We start from the raw sequence: 15,114 nt of genomic DNA, 5'->3' as shown, positions 1-15,114 counted from the left end.
CATGCGCAGACGCGTGACCGCCGCCCTCGCGGCGGTGCTCCTCGCCATGTCCACCGTGCCGCAGTCCGGCGCGATGGCCCGCTCGGCGGCGCCGCCCGCCATCGACACTCCGCCGATGGGCTGGAGCAGCCGGGCCCTCGGCTGCTCGGTCGCCGACGCCTCGGTGCGCCGGGCGGCCACCGGCCTGGCGGCGCTCAAAGCCGCCGGCTACCGGTACGTGATCATCGACGACTGCTGGGAGGCCGGGAAGCGCGACTCCTCCGGACGGCTGGCCGCCGACCCCGGCCGCTTCCCCGACGGGATGAAGGCGCTGGTCGACGCCGTCCACGCCGCGGGCCTGAAGTTCGGCCTCAACCTCTCCGCGGGCACCAAGACGTGCGTCGGCGGCGGTCCCGGCTCCTACGGACATGAGGCCGACGACGGCGCGCTCGTCGAGCAATGGGGCGTCGACTACGTCAAGTACGACTACTGCTCGATCCCGACCGCCGACTTCCCCGGGCAGAACTCCCAGGCCATCGCCCAGAAGCTCTACCCGCGCATGCGGGAGGCGCTCGGCGATGGGATCGCGTTCGCCATGAACAACGAGGACGGCAACAGCGTCCCGTGGCTGTGGGGCGGGCAGTTGGCCACCACCTGGCGGACCAACCTCGTCACCAAGCCGATTTCAGACTCCTACGCCGGCATGCTCGGCATCTGGGAGACCGCGATGCTGCGCCTGCAGTACGCCGGCCCGCGCAGCCATGCCGACCCGGACCTGCTGCAGGCGGGACTCGGCGGCATGACCGGCACCGAGTACCGCACGCAGGTCAGCCTGTGGGCGATGGCCGCCGCCCCGCTGATCCTGCAGGCGGCTCCGGACAACGCGCCCGCCGCGATCGTCGCCGAACCCCGGGTGGTCGCGGTCGATCAGGACACGCTCGGCCGTGCCGCCGCCTTCGCCCGCACCGACGGCTGGTACCACGTCCTGTCCCGGCCGCTGGCAGGCGGTGACACCGCCGTCGCCCTCTACAACGAGAGCGACCGGGAGAAGACGATCTCCACCACCGCGAGCGAGCTGAAACTGCCCGCCGCGTCCCGGTACCGCGTGGAAGATCTCTGGACCGGGGCCGTGTGGAGCACCAGCGGGGACATCTCCGCGGCGGTGCCCGCGCACGGCACCGTCATGTACCGCGTCAGCACGCGACGGGATCCGGCCGCGCCGCTGCCGACCTACGAGATCGACCCCGCCGCCGTCCTCGGAGAGACCCGGCCCACCACCGTCGAGCCCGGCAAGGACGGCTCCCTGCTGACGCGGGTGACCAACACCGGGGGCACCGCACCGGTACGGAACGTCGCCGTCTCGCTGACCGTGCCCGACGGCTGGAAGGCGACGGCGGTCACCCCGTCCACGGCCGGGAGGCTGGCCCCGGGCGCGACGTTCACCACCCGATGGTCGGTCACCCCGCCGTCCGGAGCCGCGCAGCGGGACTATCCCCTGACCGGGAAGGTCACCTCCGACCGTTGGAAGGACGGACTCGACGGGAGCGCGGTCGTCCATGTGGCGACCGCGCCCGGCTCCGGTACGAGCCACCTCAGCGACGTGCCGTGGGCGACGATGGTGAACCACCTCGGCCCGGTCGAGAAGGACATGAGCGGCGGCGACGCCGCCGCCGGCGACGGGCGGCCCCTCACGATCGGCGGCGTCCGGTACGCCAAGGGGCTCGGCGCGCAGGCCCCCGCCGAGATCGGCTACTACACGGCCGGACGCTGCACGACCGTCGAGTTCTTCGCCGGGATCGACGACGAGGTCGACGCGCCCGGAACCGTCCGCGGCTCGGCGGACTTCCAGGTGTGGGCCGACGGGGAGCTGGCCGCCCGTACCGGCGTCCTCACCGGCGACAGCCCGCCTCGGAAGGTCACCGCGTCCGTCAAGGGGGCCAGGTACATCCGCCTGGTCGCCACCAACGGCGGCGACAACGCCTATTTCGACCACACCGACTTCGCCGACGCGAAGATCACCTGCGACTGACGGGGGCATTCGATGGTCATCCCGAAACCGGTACGTCTCGACACCCGCCCAGGCCGGCTCGTCCTCGACCGGCACACCACCCTGACCGCCGCCCCCGCGCTCGCCGAGATCGCCGCCTGGCTGCGCGGCGAGCTGAGCCCGGTCACCGGCGGCGAGCTGCCGCCTGGGCCGCGGCCCGGCGGGATCACGCTCGCGGTCCGGGAGATGCCGCCCGAGGCGTACCGGCTGAGCGTCGAGGACGGCGGCGCGCTCATCGAGGCCGCCGACGCCGCCGGCGCGTTCTACGGCGCGCAGACCCTCCGGCAGCTCCTCCCGCCCGAGGCGTACCGGAAGGCCGCCGCCGGCCGGAGCCTCCCGCTGCCCCACGTCCGGATCGAGGACCGGCCGCGCTTCTCCTGGCGCGGCTGCCTCCTCGACGTCGCCCGGAACTTCCTCCCCAAAGCGGATCTGCTGCGCTTCATCGACCTGATGGCCCTGCACAAGCTGAACTTCCTCCACCTGCACCTCACCGACGACCAGGGCTGGCGGCTGGAGATCAGGCGCTACCCGCGGCTGACCGGAGTCGGTGCGTGGCGCCGGGAGAGCCAGATCGGATGGAACGGTCCCGGCGACGGGCGCCCCCACGGCGGCTACTACAGCCAGGACGACGTCCGCGAGATCGTCGCCTACGCCGCCCGGCGGCACATCACCGTCGTCCCGGAGATCGACCTTCCCGGCCACACCCAGGCGGCGATCGCCGCCCACCCCGAGCTCGGCAACCTCGACACCCCCCTCGACGTTGCCACGACCTGGGGCGTCGGCCCGAACGTCCTCAACGCCGAGGAGCACACGATCGCGTTCTTCCAGAACGTCCTGGACGAGGTCGTGGAGCTGTTCCCGAGCCCGTACATCAGCATCGGCGGCGACGAATGCCGCAAGGACCAGTGGCGGGCGAGCCCGGCCGCGCAGCGCCGGATCCGCGAGCTCGGCCTGCGCGACGAGGCCGACCTGCAGAGCTGGATCATCGGCCGGATCGCGGGCCACCTCGCCGCCCACGGACGACGCACGGTCGGCTGGGACGAGATCCTGGAGGGGAGGGGCGCGCCCGAGCACACCGTCATCACCTCGTGGCGGGACGACCACGGCACCGTGGTCGCCGCCAAGAGCGGACACGACGTCGTCCCCTGCCCCAACACCTCCGTCTACCTGGACTACCGTCAGGCGCCCGGCGACCAGGAACCAGTGCCGTTCGGCACCGTCCTCACCGTCGACGACGTCTACGCCTTCGAACCGATCCCGCCCGCGCTCGCGGGAGACCGGGCGGCCCGCCACATCCTCGGCGCCCAGTGCTGCCTGTGGACCGAACTGATCGACTCCCCTCGGCAGCTGGACTACATGGCCTTCCCCCGGCTCGCCGCCTTCGCCGAGACCGTGTGGAGCACCGAGGACCGGGACCCGGCCGGGTTCCGGCGGCGCCTCGACGCCCACCTGGACCGCCTCGCCGCACTCGGCGTGGAGTACCGTCCCGAAGGGGGACCGCTGCCCTGGCAGCGCCGCCCCGGCGTGGCCGGGCGTCCCGAGGAGGACGACGCCTGGCAGGCGAAGGTCTCCGAATGGACCCGCCCCCTGCGCGAAGGCCGTTGAGGCGGCCATGCCCGATCTCCACGATCTGCGGCTGTCCGACTATGCGCCGCGCCCGAGCGTCGCCATCCCCGGGAGCCATGTCCCGCGGCCGCGGTACCGATGCGTCGACGTCCACAACCACCTCGGCCGCTGGCTCACCGGAGACGGCGGATGGATGGCGCCGGACGTGGGCCGGCTGCTCGCGCTCATGGACGAGCACGACGTGGCCGCCATCGTGAACCTCGACGGCATGTGGGGGGAGGATCTGTCGGCCAACCTCGACCGCTACGACCGCGCCCACCCGGGCCGGTTCCTCACGTTCTGCCAGCTCGACTGGGGCCTGCTCCGCGAGCGCGACGGCGTCGACCGGCTGGTGGGCAGCCTCGAAGACTCGCACGCGCGCGGCGCCCGCGGCCTCAAGGTCTGGAAGACGCTCGGCCTGCACCACACCGGACCCGACGGTCGCCTGGTCCTGCCGGACGATCCGCGCCTCGCCCCCGTCTTCGCCGCAGCCGGCGAACTCGGCCTGCCCGTGCTGATCCACACCGCCGATCCGGTGGCGTTCTTCCACCCCGCCGACCGGCACAACGAGCGGCTCGAAGAACTGCTGGCCCATCCGGACTGGCACTTCGACCGCCCCGGAATCCCGTCCTTCCAACGACTCATGGTCGCCCTGGAAGGCCTCGTCGCCGCCCACCCGCGCACCGTCTTCATCGGCGCGCACGTCGGCTGCTACGCCGAGGACCTCCGATGGGTCTCACGCATGCTGGACGAGCATCCGAACTTCCACATCGACATCGCCGGCAGGCTCGCCGAACTCGGCCGCCGTCCCCGCGCGGCCCGGACACTGTTCACCCGCCACCCCGACCGCGTCCTGTTCGGCACCGACGCCTTCCCGCTCTCGGCGTCCTCGTACCCCACGCACTACCGCTTCCTGGAGACCGCCGACGAGCACTTTCCCTACGCCCCCGACGAGGAGATTCCGCCCCAGGGACGCTGGGCCATATCCGCACTCGACCTACCCGACGACGTGCTGGAAAAGGTGTACAGCGGCAACGCTTTGCGCCTACTCCACTAGCGCAGGCCGGCGTTAACGCGGAGCCGAAACCCAGAGGGGACCGAAAAATGACCCAGGTAGGAAAAATCACCTGGCCCGATAGTGGAACGCTACGAGTCAACTTCCTCGGCGACTCCGTCGGCTACCGGGGATCCTTCGCCAGCACGCTGGAGAACTCCTGGCGGTATCTCATGCGGGCCCACCTCGAGTCGGTCGGCCCGGTCGTCTACGGCAGTTACGACCACACCCACAATGCCAATGGCAATACCGTCTTCACCTCGGTCTCCAATGTCAGCGGCGGCGAGGACCTGACGTTCGTGATGCTGGGCACCAACAACGTCCGGGAGGTGCAGGAGTACGACGCCTTCGACTTCGACTGCGCCTCTGCGCTGGACCGCGTTCGCGCCGCCGCGCCGGACGCGGTGCTGGTGGTCGGAGGGGCGTGGATGCCGAGCGATGGAGGAACATGGACCGACTGCGAGCGCGTCGCGCACTACGACGCGCTGATCGCGGAGCAGGCGCACAAGCACGATGGCATGTACGTCCCCTTCACCGATTTGTTCGACCACGCCCCGAACCGCAACCCGACGGGAGATCCGGCATTCGGCGGATACACCACCGACGGATTCCACCCGAACGACACGGGGCACCGAGCGATCTACAACAGATATCGGATCGCGCTCAGCCTCTAGGGGTTTGAAAAGAGCCCAGCGACCACACCCGGCGGCGTCACGACCTATCGTTGTCGTCATCCAGTCCGCTTCTTGAAATAGGAGCGTGTCTCATGTGGGCTGTTCGGCGAGCTTCTTGTAGCAGGTGATGGCGACGGCCAGGACGAGGAAGGCATTGAACAGGTGGCCGTGGCGTTCGTTGCGGACGCTCAGGCGCCGGTAGCCGGACAGCCAGGCCAGCGTCCGTTCGATCACCCAGCGGTGTCGGCCCAGGCGTTCACCGGACTCGATGCCGGGCCGCGCGATGCGCGGCACGATTCCGCGTCGCCGCAGCCAGGTGCGGTGCTCGGCGGAGTGGTACACCTTGTCGGCGCGCATCTTCGCCGGCCACCGCCGACGCGACCCACGGCGCGATCGAATCGCCGGCACCGCCATCAGCAGCGGCTTGAGTGCCTGACTGTCGTGGACGTTGGCCGCCGACACCGCCGATCAGGCCGCCTACCAGCGCGCCCGCCGCCCAAAATGCCCAAACCGACTCGCAGCCCGAAGCCGTGCGCGATCGTGGAAGACAAGCTCACCCTGCGCTGGTCTCCTGAACAGATCTCCGGATGGCTGCGTCGCAGCCTTCCTGACGACCTCGACCTGCAGATCTCACACGAGGCGATCTGTCTGTCGCTGTTCGACCCGCGCCGCCGACACGGCTTCGGTTGGACGTTGACCAGGCAGTTGCGGGCCGGCCGCCCCATGCGGCAGCCCACATGCGCCAAACAGCGCACCGGCCGCGGCGTCATCCGGGACATGGTGTCCATCAGCGCCCGCCCAGACGAGGTAGACGCCCGCGTCTGGAACACCGCAAGCTGGTGACGTAACGCCGGGATCTCGTTGTCCTTGGCCGTATCCCCACGGAGCCGAAGCGGCATCACGCCCAGCGAGTTGCGCGTCAGGTCGTACAACAGCGACCACACCATGGCAGCCCAGCCTGCCCGACCACAGGATGATCCCACTCGGAAACCGGCAGGTCAGACCCTGAACTGGGATAATGAAGGCCCACTGGCCGAGCGGATCGCCGACGGCTGGGCGCATGTGGAAATGAATGAGGTGTTCATGGAGGGCTTCGGCGCCAGATACCGTACGACTCGGGCGTTCGCAGCGAAGCGCGGCTGGAGTTTCAACGTCTCAGGCAAGGGGGAGGACGGGCTTGTCGAGCAACTACGCGGCGAGCCGTTTCACATGGCTGAACGGTCCCGCGATGCGTTTCCCTACCCCGTACTCGGCCGTCTTCGACATCGGCTCTCGGATGTGATGCGGGGCGCCTACCGTGGCCGGTCCGCAACCGTCTTCGTGTACACACGCGAGCAGGAGATCCTCGATGACAGTTTCGGCCGTCGTGGGCGGGAGAACTCGCGCTACTGGGTCGCCGCGTTGCTGGACTTGCCGACCCCACTGCCGCGCCTACAGGTGACGCCTCGTACGCCGGCGTCACCTACGCTGCCGACCATCGCGGTCGGCGACGCGTATGTGGACGAGCGCTTTTACGTCCATTCCGATCAACCATCCTGGGCGGCAGGAGTATTGCGCGATATAACTTCTCTTATACTCAGTCAGCCCGCTTGGTCGTGGCGGATCTCGAGAGTGTCGGCCATAACATGGACCCGGGCCACGCCGATGGGTGGATTCCCGCTCGACCAGGTCGACACCGCCCTGGACCGCTTGACCGCGATCGTCGGGGGCCTCACGCCACCACGCTGAGTCGCAGCAAAAGGCGGGGCTATTGTTTTGATGACAGCCGTATAGCCAAGGCATGATCGGTCGTGTTCACACCGAAGAGGTCACTGGTTCGAATCCAGTATCGCCCACATAATCCCAGCTCAGATGCATGCTCTCACCGAGAGCATGCATCTTCGCGTATCCCGCCCCGGCCGAGGAGGTCACAAGTTCCTGCGGAGGTGTTGCCGCAGGTTACGGTCCCTTCGAGGTGCTCTGTGCAAGTGTGGTGCGGCTTCTGGGGGCGGATCTGGGGCACGGGTCTTGCCTCACCCTGACTGTGTTCAGTAAATCTCCTTCACCCTAGTGACTCTGTGTGAACCGTCTTCGCCGATCACGCGAGTCGGTCGGGAGGGGCGCCGGGGAGATGCCCTGCACGGGAGTGAGTGGCCCAACGGATCGCGGACTTCCTCGAACCGGTGCGCTTCAGTCGTTCAGTGAGCCGTTTCCAGCCTGGGAGGGCTGGTCGCGAACTGGATGCGGTTCACCGGCTGTGACCGCTCAGCAGTGAAGCTCTCGCAAAGTCAGGAGGCCGTTTGTTGTTTTGGTGTCGCATGGCATGCCTTTGTTTCTAGGTGGCTTTCTTGCTGTGCAGCTCGGGGTACGGGATCGGTTGTACGGTTGAATTGGGTCGATTTTTTGGTGCGCCGGGCGGTTGGAGGTGCAAGGGTTTGCCGTGTGCTGAACAGATCACTGATCCGGTGACCTTTCACGGGGAGGGGCCGGTCTGGTCATCCCGCTGGGGAGGGCTGCGGTGGGTGGACATGCTGGCCGGTGATGTGATGTCGCTGGGGGCCGATGGAACGGTCGGCCGGCGGCATGTCGGTGGCGTCGCCGCCGCGCTGCGTCCCCGGCGTGACGGCGGTGCGGTCATCGCGGTGGAACGGGGATTCGCGCTCGAGGACGTCGACGGCACGCTAACGACCCTGCCGGAACTGTGGGGCGATGAGGGCGTTCGCATGAACGAGGGGGGCTGCGATCCGGAGGGCCGTTTCTACTGTGGGTCCATGGCCTACGGCAAGACGCCGGGTGCGGGTGCCCTCTACAGGCTCGACCCAAGTGGTGCCGCGGTGGTGGTGCTGGATGGCGTGACGATTTCGAACGGGCTGGACTGGAGCCCGGATGGACGCTTGGCGTATTACGTCGACACGGCCACGCAAAAGGTCGCGGTATTCGACTTCGACGGGGCCGAGGGGTTGAGCGGGGGACGGACGTTCGCGTCGATCCCTCCCGAGGACGGTGCTCCGGACGGCCTGACCGTGGACGCGGAGGGCGGGGTGTGGGTCGCGTTGAATCAGGGCGGGGCCGTGCGCCGGTACACGCCAGGCGGCATCTTGGACGAGGTGGTCGAGGTGCCGGTGCGGGGAGTCACCGCGTGCGCCTTCGGTGGTCCGGGCTTGGACGAGCTGTTCGTCACTACTTCTCGTGAGGGGCTTCCTCCGGGCGACGCTTCGCCTGCCGGGGCGTTGTTCCGGGCGATGGTGGGCGTGAAGGGCAGGCCGGTACGCGAGTTCGCGGGTTGATCGCCACCGTCGATCCGGGCCGGATGCGTTCCGCGCCTACTGGTCCCTGGGGGCGGGTCCGCAGGACCCGGCCGGATACTCCTCGAGGGGCACGAGATCGTTGGACCAGGCGGACATGACCGGGGCGAGGACCCGCCATGACTCTTCGGCTTCGTCGCCCCGGATGGACAGGGCGGCGTCGCCTCGCAGGACGTCCAGGAGCAGCCGGCCGTAGGCGGGCAGGTCGGCTGGCTCCATCTGGGCGGTCATGGTGAGAGGAGTGAGGGTCTGCGGACCGGGGCCGATTCCGGTGAGCGCCAGGGTCACGCTCTCCGGGTCGAGCCCGAAGCGGAGCACGTTGGGCACGGCCTCCCCGCTATGGCCGAAGGGCAGGTGGGGGACGGGGCGGAAGCGGACCGCGACCTCCTTGCGGTCGGTCTTGAGCGCCTTGCCGGTGCGGAGCCGGAAGGTGGTGCCGGACCAGCGCCAGCTTTCCAGCTGCAGTTCCACCTCGGCGAAGGTCTCGGTGTGCCCCTGCGGATCCACGCCGTCCTCGTCGACGTAGGCGAGAACCCTGCGGTCACCGATGCGACCGGCGAGATACCGGGCCCGGCGAGTGCGGCGCAGGACGTCCTCGTCGGTGAGCGGCCGCACGGAGCGCAGTACATCGATCTTCCGGTCGCGCAGGTCGCGCTCGCTCAGGCTGAGCGGGGGCTCCATGGCCACCAGGCACAGCACCTGGAGGAGGTGGTTCTGCACCATGTCCTTGAGCGCCCCGACTCCGTCGTAGTAGCCCGCTCGGCCTTCGAGGGCGAGCGACTCGTCCCACACGATCTCTATTTCGGCGATGTGCGCGCTGTTCCAGAGGGGTTCGAGCACGCGGTTGGCCAGGCGGCTGCCGAGCAGGTTCTGGACGGTGGTCATGGCCAGGAAGTGGTCGACGCGGAACACCGCCTGCTCGGGGACGACCTCGGCCAGCAGCCGGTTCAGCTCCTGCGCGTCGGCCAGGTTCTCGCCGAAGGGCTTCTCCAGGACGATCCGGCTGCCCGCAGGGAGACCCGCGCCGCGCAAGGCGGTGACGGCGCCGGGGAACACCGCCGGGGGAAGGGCGAAGTAGAGCGCGACGGGCCGGTCACCGGCGATGAGGGAGGCGAGGTCGGCGGGGTCGGTGGCGTCGGCTCGGCGGAAGCGGGTGGCTCCGGCGACCCAGCGCCTGGCGTCGGCGGGGGAGGACCCCGCGTGCCGGTCGAGCTGCTCGGCCGCCCAGCCGCGGAAGCCTTCGTCGTCCCATTCCTTCCTATCGGCGCAGACGAGCTGGAATCCGTCGCCGAGGTGCCCGGCCGCGCGCAGGGCGGCCAGACCGGGCAGGAGGTAGCGGGCGTTGAGGTCGCCGGTGGCGCCGAAGACGACGAGTCGTTCGATCACCCTGTCCGCCCTTCCCTCGCCCGGGCGAGTGTGACGCCGGCGGCGATGACCCCGATGTGGCTGAACGCCTGGGGGAAGTTGCCCATGAACGTGCCCGTCGACGGGTCGATCTGCTCGGGCAGCAACCCGAGCGGACTGGCGCGGGAGCACAGCGAGGCGTACAGGTCCTCGGCCTGCTCGGTCCGGCCCTGCAGCGCGAGGTTCTCGACCAGCCAGAAGCTGCACAGCAGGAAGGCGCCCTCGTCGCCGGCGAGGCCGTCGGGCGACCGGTCGTGCAGGTAGCGGTACAGCAGGCCGCCGCCGGCGGACAGGCGTTCGGCGACCGCCGCGGTCGTGGCGGTCATCCGTGGGTGATCGGCCGGGACGACCTTCCGCAGGGGGAGGGCGAGCAGGCTGGCGTCCAGCCCTCCGCCACCGTCGAGGTGTTCGCTCAGGCTCCGCGCGTCCTCGTCCCAGGCCCGTTCCAGGATCCGCCGGCGCAGCTCGTCGGCCGCGTCGCGCCAGGCGGCGAGCGGTCCGGGCAGGCCGAGCCGCTCGCCGATGGACGCGGCCCGGTCCAGGGCCACCTGGCACATCGCGGCCGAGTAGGTGAAGACCCGGCCCTCGCTCCGCACCTCCCAGATGCCCTGGTCCGGCTGGCGCCACGCGGTCTGCGCGGTCCGGGCCAGCTCGGCCAGGCGGGACCACAGGGCGGGTTGCAGATCGCCGCCGGCGCGGAGCCACTGGTCGGCGCAGTCCAGGACCTCGCCGTAGATGTCGTGCTGGCGCTGGTCTGCGGCGCCGTTGCCCCACCGCACGGGAGCGGACCGCCGGTAGCCTTCCAGACCCGGATCCTGGACCTCCTCGGGGACGGGTTCCCCGCCGAGGGTGTACATGATCCGGGGCCGCGAGGTGCCCTCGAAGGCGTCCAGGACCCAGCCGAGGAAGGCGTCGGCCTCGTAGCCGAATCCGACGCGGCGGAACGCGAACACGGTGAAGGCCGCGTCCCGGATCCAGGCGTAGCGGTAGTCCCAGTTGCGGACCCCGCCGATCGGCGCGGGCAGCGAGGACGTCGGCGCCGCCACCAGCGAGCCGTTGGTCCAGTCGTCGCACAGCTTCAACGTGATCGCGGCACGCCGGACCAGCGGCTCCTGCGGACCGGCATAACCGAAGTTCCGCATCCAGCGGCGCCATGCCTCGGTGGTGTCACGCAGCACCGCGTCGGGTTCGAACCGGTGGTGGCGGTGGACGCGGCCCCAGGACAGCGTCACGGCGAGACGATCGCCCTGTTCCAGGTCGTGCACGGTGTCGAGGCCGGTCAGCGGCCGGTTGGCGCGCAGGTGCAGCCGCAGGTCCCGCCGTCTGGGCGCCTGTATCTCCAGGCCGCTGGCGAGCGCCCGGGTCTGTGCACCGCCCCAGGGCCGCAGCTCCGCCCGCAGGCGGACGGTCCCGTCCAGGACGACGGCGGACCGGATGAGCTCGCCCCGGCTTCCGCCCGCGTCGTCCGACAGGTCGGCGTCCGCGCGGAGGCCGAGCGCATCGGTGATCCTGACCAGGCCGGTCGGGCCGCGCATCTCGGTCACCAGCACCGCGGTGTCGGGTTCGTAATATTGGCGGGCCTCACGGAGACCGTCCACCGTGAGAGCGAAATGGCCGCCGCGTTCGTGATCCAGCAGGCCGCACAGCAGCGGATCGCTGTCGAATCGGGGCAGGCACAGCCATGTGATCCAGCCGTCCGAACCGACGAGCGCCGCCGTCGTGCCGTCCCCGATCAGGCCCAGATCCTCCAGCCGCTGGTAGCCGTCCCGGCGGCGGACCGGCCGGAACGGCGGATCCGGATCGAGCATGGCGAACTCCTCCTCGGGGACACGTGCCGCCTCGCCGCCAAAGGGATCGCACCGCCGTGGCGCTGTTCGCGTCGTCGAACGCGACGGTTCTCATCACCACTTCCGATGTCCGCGACGGTGGTGCCCACGCGCGAGTTGTACGAACTTTGCGAGGTTCTGGCCCACCAGGTCTTCACGTCCGGCCGGGGCGCTCCCGGTCCGGTCCGAGGGCCTCACGGGTGGGAGCCGGCCATCACGTTGTTGACGGGGAAGCGCGCGGGCCGCCCGGTCAGGACCCGTACGGCCTCTTCGGCGGCGATGCGCCGCACCGTCCTGACGGCCTCCTCGGAGTAGTAGGCGGCATGGGGGGTGATGATCACGTTGGGCAGTTCGAGGAGGGCGTTGCGCGGGCGCCAGTCGCGTTGCTTCGCGGGTTCCTCTTCGAGGTCGTCCAGCGCGGCGCCGGCGATCCAACCCTCGGTCAGGGCCTGGTGGAGCGCAGCGTCCTCCACGATGGGCCCGCGTGCGGTGTTGACGAGGACGGCGGTCGGCTTCATCCTGCGGAGCGTCGCACGGTCGAAGGTGTGGTGCGTCTGCGGGGTGAGCGGCGATTGGACCACCAGGTAGTCGGCGCCCTCCACGAGCTCGTCGAAGGACACCGGCCGCACGCGGCGGGAGCGGATCTCGGCCTCGTCGATGAACGGGTCGCATGCCCAGACCTCGACGCCGAACGCCTGCGCGCGTTCGGCGATGAGGCGCGCGATGGCACCGAAGGACAGCAGCCCGAGCACCCGTCCCCGCAGCCGCCAGATCGGCTCGCCGGTCTTCCAGTGCCATTCGCCCTGCCGTGTCGCCCGGTCGTACGTGCAGATCTTTCGGGCGGCGGCGAGCCAGAGCGCGACGGCGTGATCGGCGACCTCTTCGGCGCACCACTCGTTCGGCGCGTTGGTGACCTGGACGCTCCGCCGGGTCGCGGCGTCGACGTCCACGATGTCGACACCCGTTCCGTAGCGAGCGATCACCCGGCAACGGGTGAGGGCGTCGATGGCGCGGGAGCCGACCCGCGCGTACTGGGTCAGGACGCCGTCGGCGTCCCGGCCCCTCTCGATCACCTCGTCCTCGCTCTTGCACTGTGCGGCGACGAGCCGGAATCCGGCGTCCTCGATGATGGCGCGCTCGATGTCCACGTCACCGAAGTCGTAATCGGCGATCAGGACGGTGCCGTTGGAGTCAGTGCGAGTCACGCGGAATCCCCTTGGTCTCGGTGAGGTTCTGGTAGGCCACCGCGAGTTCCAGACAGCCCCCGCTGTCCAACTGCCCCACCGTGGAGCGGTACATCTCCTGCCACGGTGTCTGGTTCTCGAAGGCCGGCGGTACGTGTTCGGCCCTCCGCGCCTCGATATCCTCCTCCGGCAACAGGACGTCGACGCGTGCGTTGTCCAGGTCGATGCGGATCCGGTCGCCGGTGCGCAAGATGGCGAGGTTGCCGCCGATCGCGGCCTCGGGGCTGGCGTTGAGGATGGACGGGGCGTCCGAGGTGCCGCTCTGCCGGCCGTCGCCGAGCGCGGGGAGCGAGGTGACGCCTCGCCGGGCCACCGCCGACGGCAGCTCCATGTTGACGACCTCGGCCGAGCCGGGGTAGCCGACGGGGCCCGTGTAGCGGATGACGAGGATGCAGCGGTCGTCGATGTTCAGCTCGGGATCTTCGATGCGGGCGTGGTAGTCCTCCGGTCCGTCGAAGACGATGGCGCGAAGGTCGACCGTCTGGGGCCGTCCGGGGCCGGGGAGGTAGCGGGCCCGGAAGTCGTCGGTGATGACCGAGGTCTTCATGACCGCGGAGTCGAACAGGTTCCCGGACATGACGAGAAGGCCGCCCCGCGGTGAGACGGGGTCGTCGAAGGGGCGGATGACCGCAGGGTCGGCGGGTGGGACGTCGGCGAGGTTCTCAGCGACGGTGTGGCCGGAGACCGTCATCTCCTCACCGTGCAGACGGCCCGCCGCCAGCAGCGATCGCATCACGCCGGGGACGCCGCCGGCGTGGTAGAAGTCCTCGCCGAGGTACTCTCCGGCCGGTGCGGTGTTCGCCAGGACCGGGACGTCGGCTCCGGCCCGCTGCCAGTCCTGATTGGACAGGGCCACCCCGGCATGCCGCGCGATCGCGTTGATGTGGATGGGCACGTTGGTCGAGGCGGCGATGGCCGAGGCGACCACGATCGCGTTCTCGAAGGCCCGCATCGTCATGATCCGGCGCGGCGTCACATCCTCGTGCACCAGGGCCACGGCTCGGCGGCCCGTGTCGTAGGCCATCTGCGCCCGTTCGCGATAGGGGGCCGGAATCGCGGCGCAACCGGGCAGCGACATTCCCAACGCCTCGGCCAGGCTGTTCATCGACAGCGCGGTGCCCATCGTGTTGCAGTGCCCGATGCTGGGCGCGGACGCGCACACGCGCGACATGTACTCCGCATAATCGATCTCCCCGCTGGCCAGCAGCCGCTTCGACCGCCAGATCACCAGCCCCGAGCCCGTCCGCATACCGTTGTGGTAGCCGTTGAGCATCGGCCCCCCGGACAGGACGATCGCCGGGAGATTCACCGTCGCCGCCGCCATCAGGCACGCGGGTGTCGTCTTGTCGCAGCCCGTCGTCAGGACCACTCCGTCCAACGGATATCCGTAGAGCACCTCGACCAGCCCGAGATAGGCGAGATTGCGGTCCAGCGCCGCGGTGGGGCGCTTGCCCGTCTCCTGAAGGGGATGGACAGGGAACTCGAACGGGATGCCGCCGCCGTCGCGGATGCCGTCCCTGACCCGGTCGGCCAGGTCGAGATGGTGCCGGTTGCAGGGGACCAGGTCGTTGCCGGTCTGAGCGATACCGATGATCGGCCGCCCCGACTGGAGCTCCGTGGCGGTGAGGCCGAAGTTGAGAAAGCGCTCGAGGTACAGGGCCGTCATCTCCGGGTTGGCCGCATCGTCCCACCAGGCCTGGCTGCGCAGCTTCCCTTTGACGTGCTCCGTCGGTGGCATAGGGCTCCTCGCCGACTTGTCCGGGTCTCCGCCCCCAGCGGGCCGGGTGATGCCATGGCGCTGCGGAAGCGCAGGGAGCGCAGCCGATGCTTGGTCCTGCTCACAGGACACCCGACCCAGGCAAGACGTGCTCTTGGGCGCACAGCTACCCGGCACTTACCGAGACATCCACTTGACCAGCGCAAATGACGGTAAAGACCGCCTGTGTCGTCCCATAGGGGCGGCCGCCGGGCCGACGAGATCGGCCCGGTTCCTGGAG

At 69.8% G+C, this 15,114-nt stretch carries 12 protein-coding genes; 7 read left to right on the top strand and 5 right to left on the bottom strand.

Annotation, left to right across the window (positions count from 1 at the left end):
- Nucleotide 1: 1 nt before the first annotated feature.
- Genes ABT299_RS05680 through ABT299_RS05665 form a run of 4 tightly spaced genes read left to right on the top strand, consistent with a single transcriptional unit; the run spans nt 2 to nt 5,359 of the window.
- On the top strand, nt 2-2,008 hold the full coding sequence (locus tag ABT299_RS05680; protein WP_500249896.1) for an NPCBM/NEW2 domain-containing protein: 2,007 nt from the start codon (nt 2-4) through the stop codon (nt 2,006-2,008).
- Between the two features lie 12 nt (nt 2,009-2,020).
- Nucleotides 2,021-3,631 carry a beta-N-acetylhexosaminidase gene (locus tag ABT299_RS05675; RefSeq protein ID WP_500249895.1) on the top strand — a complete coding sequence of 537 codons (1,611 nt, stop codon included), beginning with the start codon at nt 2,021-2,023 and terminating at the stop codon, nt 3,629-3,631.
- A gap of 7 nt (nt 3,632-3,638) precedes the next feature.
- Nucleotides 3,639-4,688 carry an amidohydrolase family protein gene (locus ABT299_RS05670; RefSeq protein ID WP_500249894.1) on the top strand — a complete coding sequence of 350 codons (1,050 nt, stop codon included), beginning with the start codon at nt 3,639-3,641 and terminating at the stop codon, nt 4,686-4,688.
- A 47-nt stretch (nt 4,689-4,735) separates the two neighbouring features.
- Complete coding sequence (locus ABT299_RS05665) at nt 4,736-5,359, top strand: SGNH/GDSL hydrolase family protein (RefSeq protein ID WP_500249893.1); 624 nt, start codon at nt 4,736-4,738, stop codon at nt 5,357-5,359.
- A 90-nt stretch (nt 5,360-5,449) separates the two neighbouring features.
- On the opposite strand, the gene ABT299_RS05660 is transcribed toward ABT299_RS05665, so the two are convergent.
- Nucleotides 5,450-5,821 carry a transposase gene (locus ABT299_RS05660; protein WP_500249892.1) on the bottom strand — a complete coding sequence of 124 codons (372 nt, stop codon included), beginning with the start codon at nt 5,819-5,821 and terminating at the stop codon, nt 5,450-5,452.
- A 78-nt stretch (nt 5,822-5,899) separates the two neighbouring features.
- Between ABT299_RS05660 and ABT299_RS05655 the strand changes: the two genes are divergently transcribed.
- The 3 genes from ABT299_RS05655 to ABT299_RS05645 all read left to right on the top strand — a co-directional run bounded on the left by ABT299_RS05655 (nt 5,900) and on the right by ABT299_RS05645 (nt 8,625).
- Nucleotides 5,900-6,202 (top strand): hypothetical protein, encoded by a 303-nt coding sequence (locus ABT299_RS05655; protein ID WP_500249891.1) that lies wholly within the window; start codon nt 5,900-5,902, stop codon nt 6,200-6,202.
- A gap of 102 nt (nt 6,203-6,304) precedes the next feature.
- Nucleotides 6,305-7,087: a hypothetical protein gene (locus ABT299_RS05650; protein WP_500249890.1), complete on the top strand. Its 783-nt coding sequence runs from the start codon at nt 6,305-6,307 to the stop codon at nt 7,085-7,087.
- Between the two features lie 716 nt (nt 7,088-7,803).
- On the top strand, nt 7,804-8,625 hold the full coding sequence (locus ABT299_RS05645; protein WP_500249889.1) for an SMP-30/gluconolactonase/LRE family protein: 822 nt from the start codon (nt 7,804-7,806) through the stop codon (nt 8,623-8,625).
- A gap of 36 nt (nt 8,626-8,661) precedes the next feature.
- Here the strand turns inward: ABT299_RS05645 and ABT299_RS05640 are convergent, their stop codons facing one another.
- The 4 genes from ABT299_RS05640 to ABT299_RS05625 form a co-directional block, all read right to left on the bottom strand.
- Nucleotides 8,662-10,029 (bottom strand): glucose-6-phosphate dehydrogenase, encoded by a 1,368-nt coding sequence (locus ABT299_RS05640; protein WP_500249888.1) that lies wholly within the window; start codon nt 10,027-10,029, stop codon nt 8,662-8,664.
- On the bottom strand, nt 10,026-11,855 hold the full coding sequence (locus tag ABT299_RS05635; protein WP_500249887.1) for a glycoside hydrolase family 15 protein: 1,830 nt from the start codon (nt 11,853-11,855) through the stop codon (nt 10,026-10,028). Before ABT299_RS05635 ends, ABT299_RS05640 begins: the two co-directional genes overlap by 4 nt.
- A gap of 212 nt (nt 11,856-12,067) precedes the next feature.
- Complete coding sequence (locus ABT299_RS05630; protein ID WP_500249886.1) at nt 12,068-13,078, bottom strand: C-terminal binding protein; 1,011 nt, start codon at nt 13,076-13,078, stop codon at nt 12,068-12,070.
- Nucleotides 13,065-14,855 (bottom strand): IlvD/Edd family dehydratase, encoded by a 1,791-nt coding sequence (locus ABT299_RS05625; protein WP_500249885.1) that lies wholly within the window; start codon nt 14,853-14,855, stop codon nt 13,065-13,067. The genes ABT299_RS05630 and ABT299_RS05625 overlap by 14 nt, the downstream gene beginning before the upstream one ends.
- Between the last annotated feature and the right edge of the window lie 259 nt (nt 14,856-15,114).

This window comes from Spirillospora sp. NPDC000708 (genome assembly GCF_040299565.1).
Classification (GTDB): domain Bacteria; phylum Actinomycetota; class Actinomycetes; order Streptosporangiales; family Streptosporangiaceae; genus Spirillospora.
This window is presented reverse-complemented; position numbering and strand designations above follow the sequence as displayed.

Bases quoted from the DNA above. Each gene is read 5' to 3' on its own strand.
- ABT299_RS05680 (WP_500249896.1), top strand. From the start codon at position 2: ATGCGCAGACGCGTGACCGCCGCCCTCGCGGCGGTGCTCCTCGCCATG.
- ABT299_RS05675 (WP_500249895.1), top strand. From the start codon at position 2,021: ATGGTCATCCCGAAACCGGTACGTCTCGACACCCGCCCAGGCCGGCTC.
- ABT299_RS05670 (WP_500249894.1), top strand. From the start codon at position 3,639: ATGCCCGATCTCCACGATCTGCGGCTGTCCGACTATGCGCCGCGCCCG.
- ABT299_RS05665 (WP_500249893.1), top strand. From the start codon at position 4,736: ATGACCCAGGTAGGAAAAATCACCTGGCCCGATAGTGGAACGCTACGA.
- ABT299_RS05650 (WP_500249890.1), top strand. From the start codon at position 6,305: ATGGCAGCCCAGCCTGCCCGACCACAGGATGATCCCACTCGGAAACCG.
- ABT299_RS05635 (WP_500249887.1), bottom strand. From the start codon at position 11,855: ATGCTCGATCCGGATCCGCCGTTCCGGCCGGTCCGCCGCCGGGACGGC.
- ABT299_RS05625 (WP_500249885.1), bottom strand. From the start codon at position 14,855: ATGCCACCGACGGAGCACGTCAAAGGGAAGCTGCGCAGCCAGGCCTGG.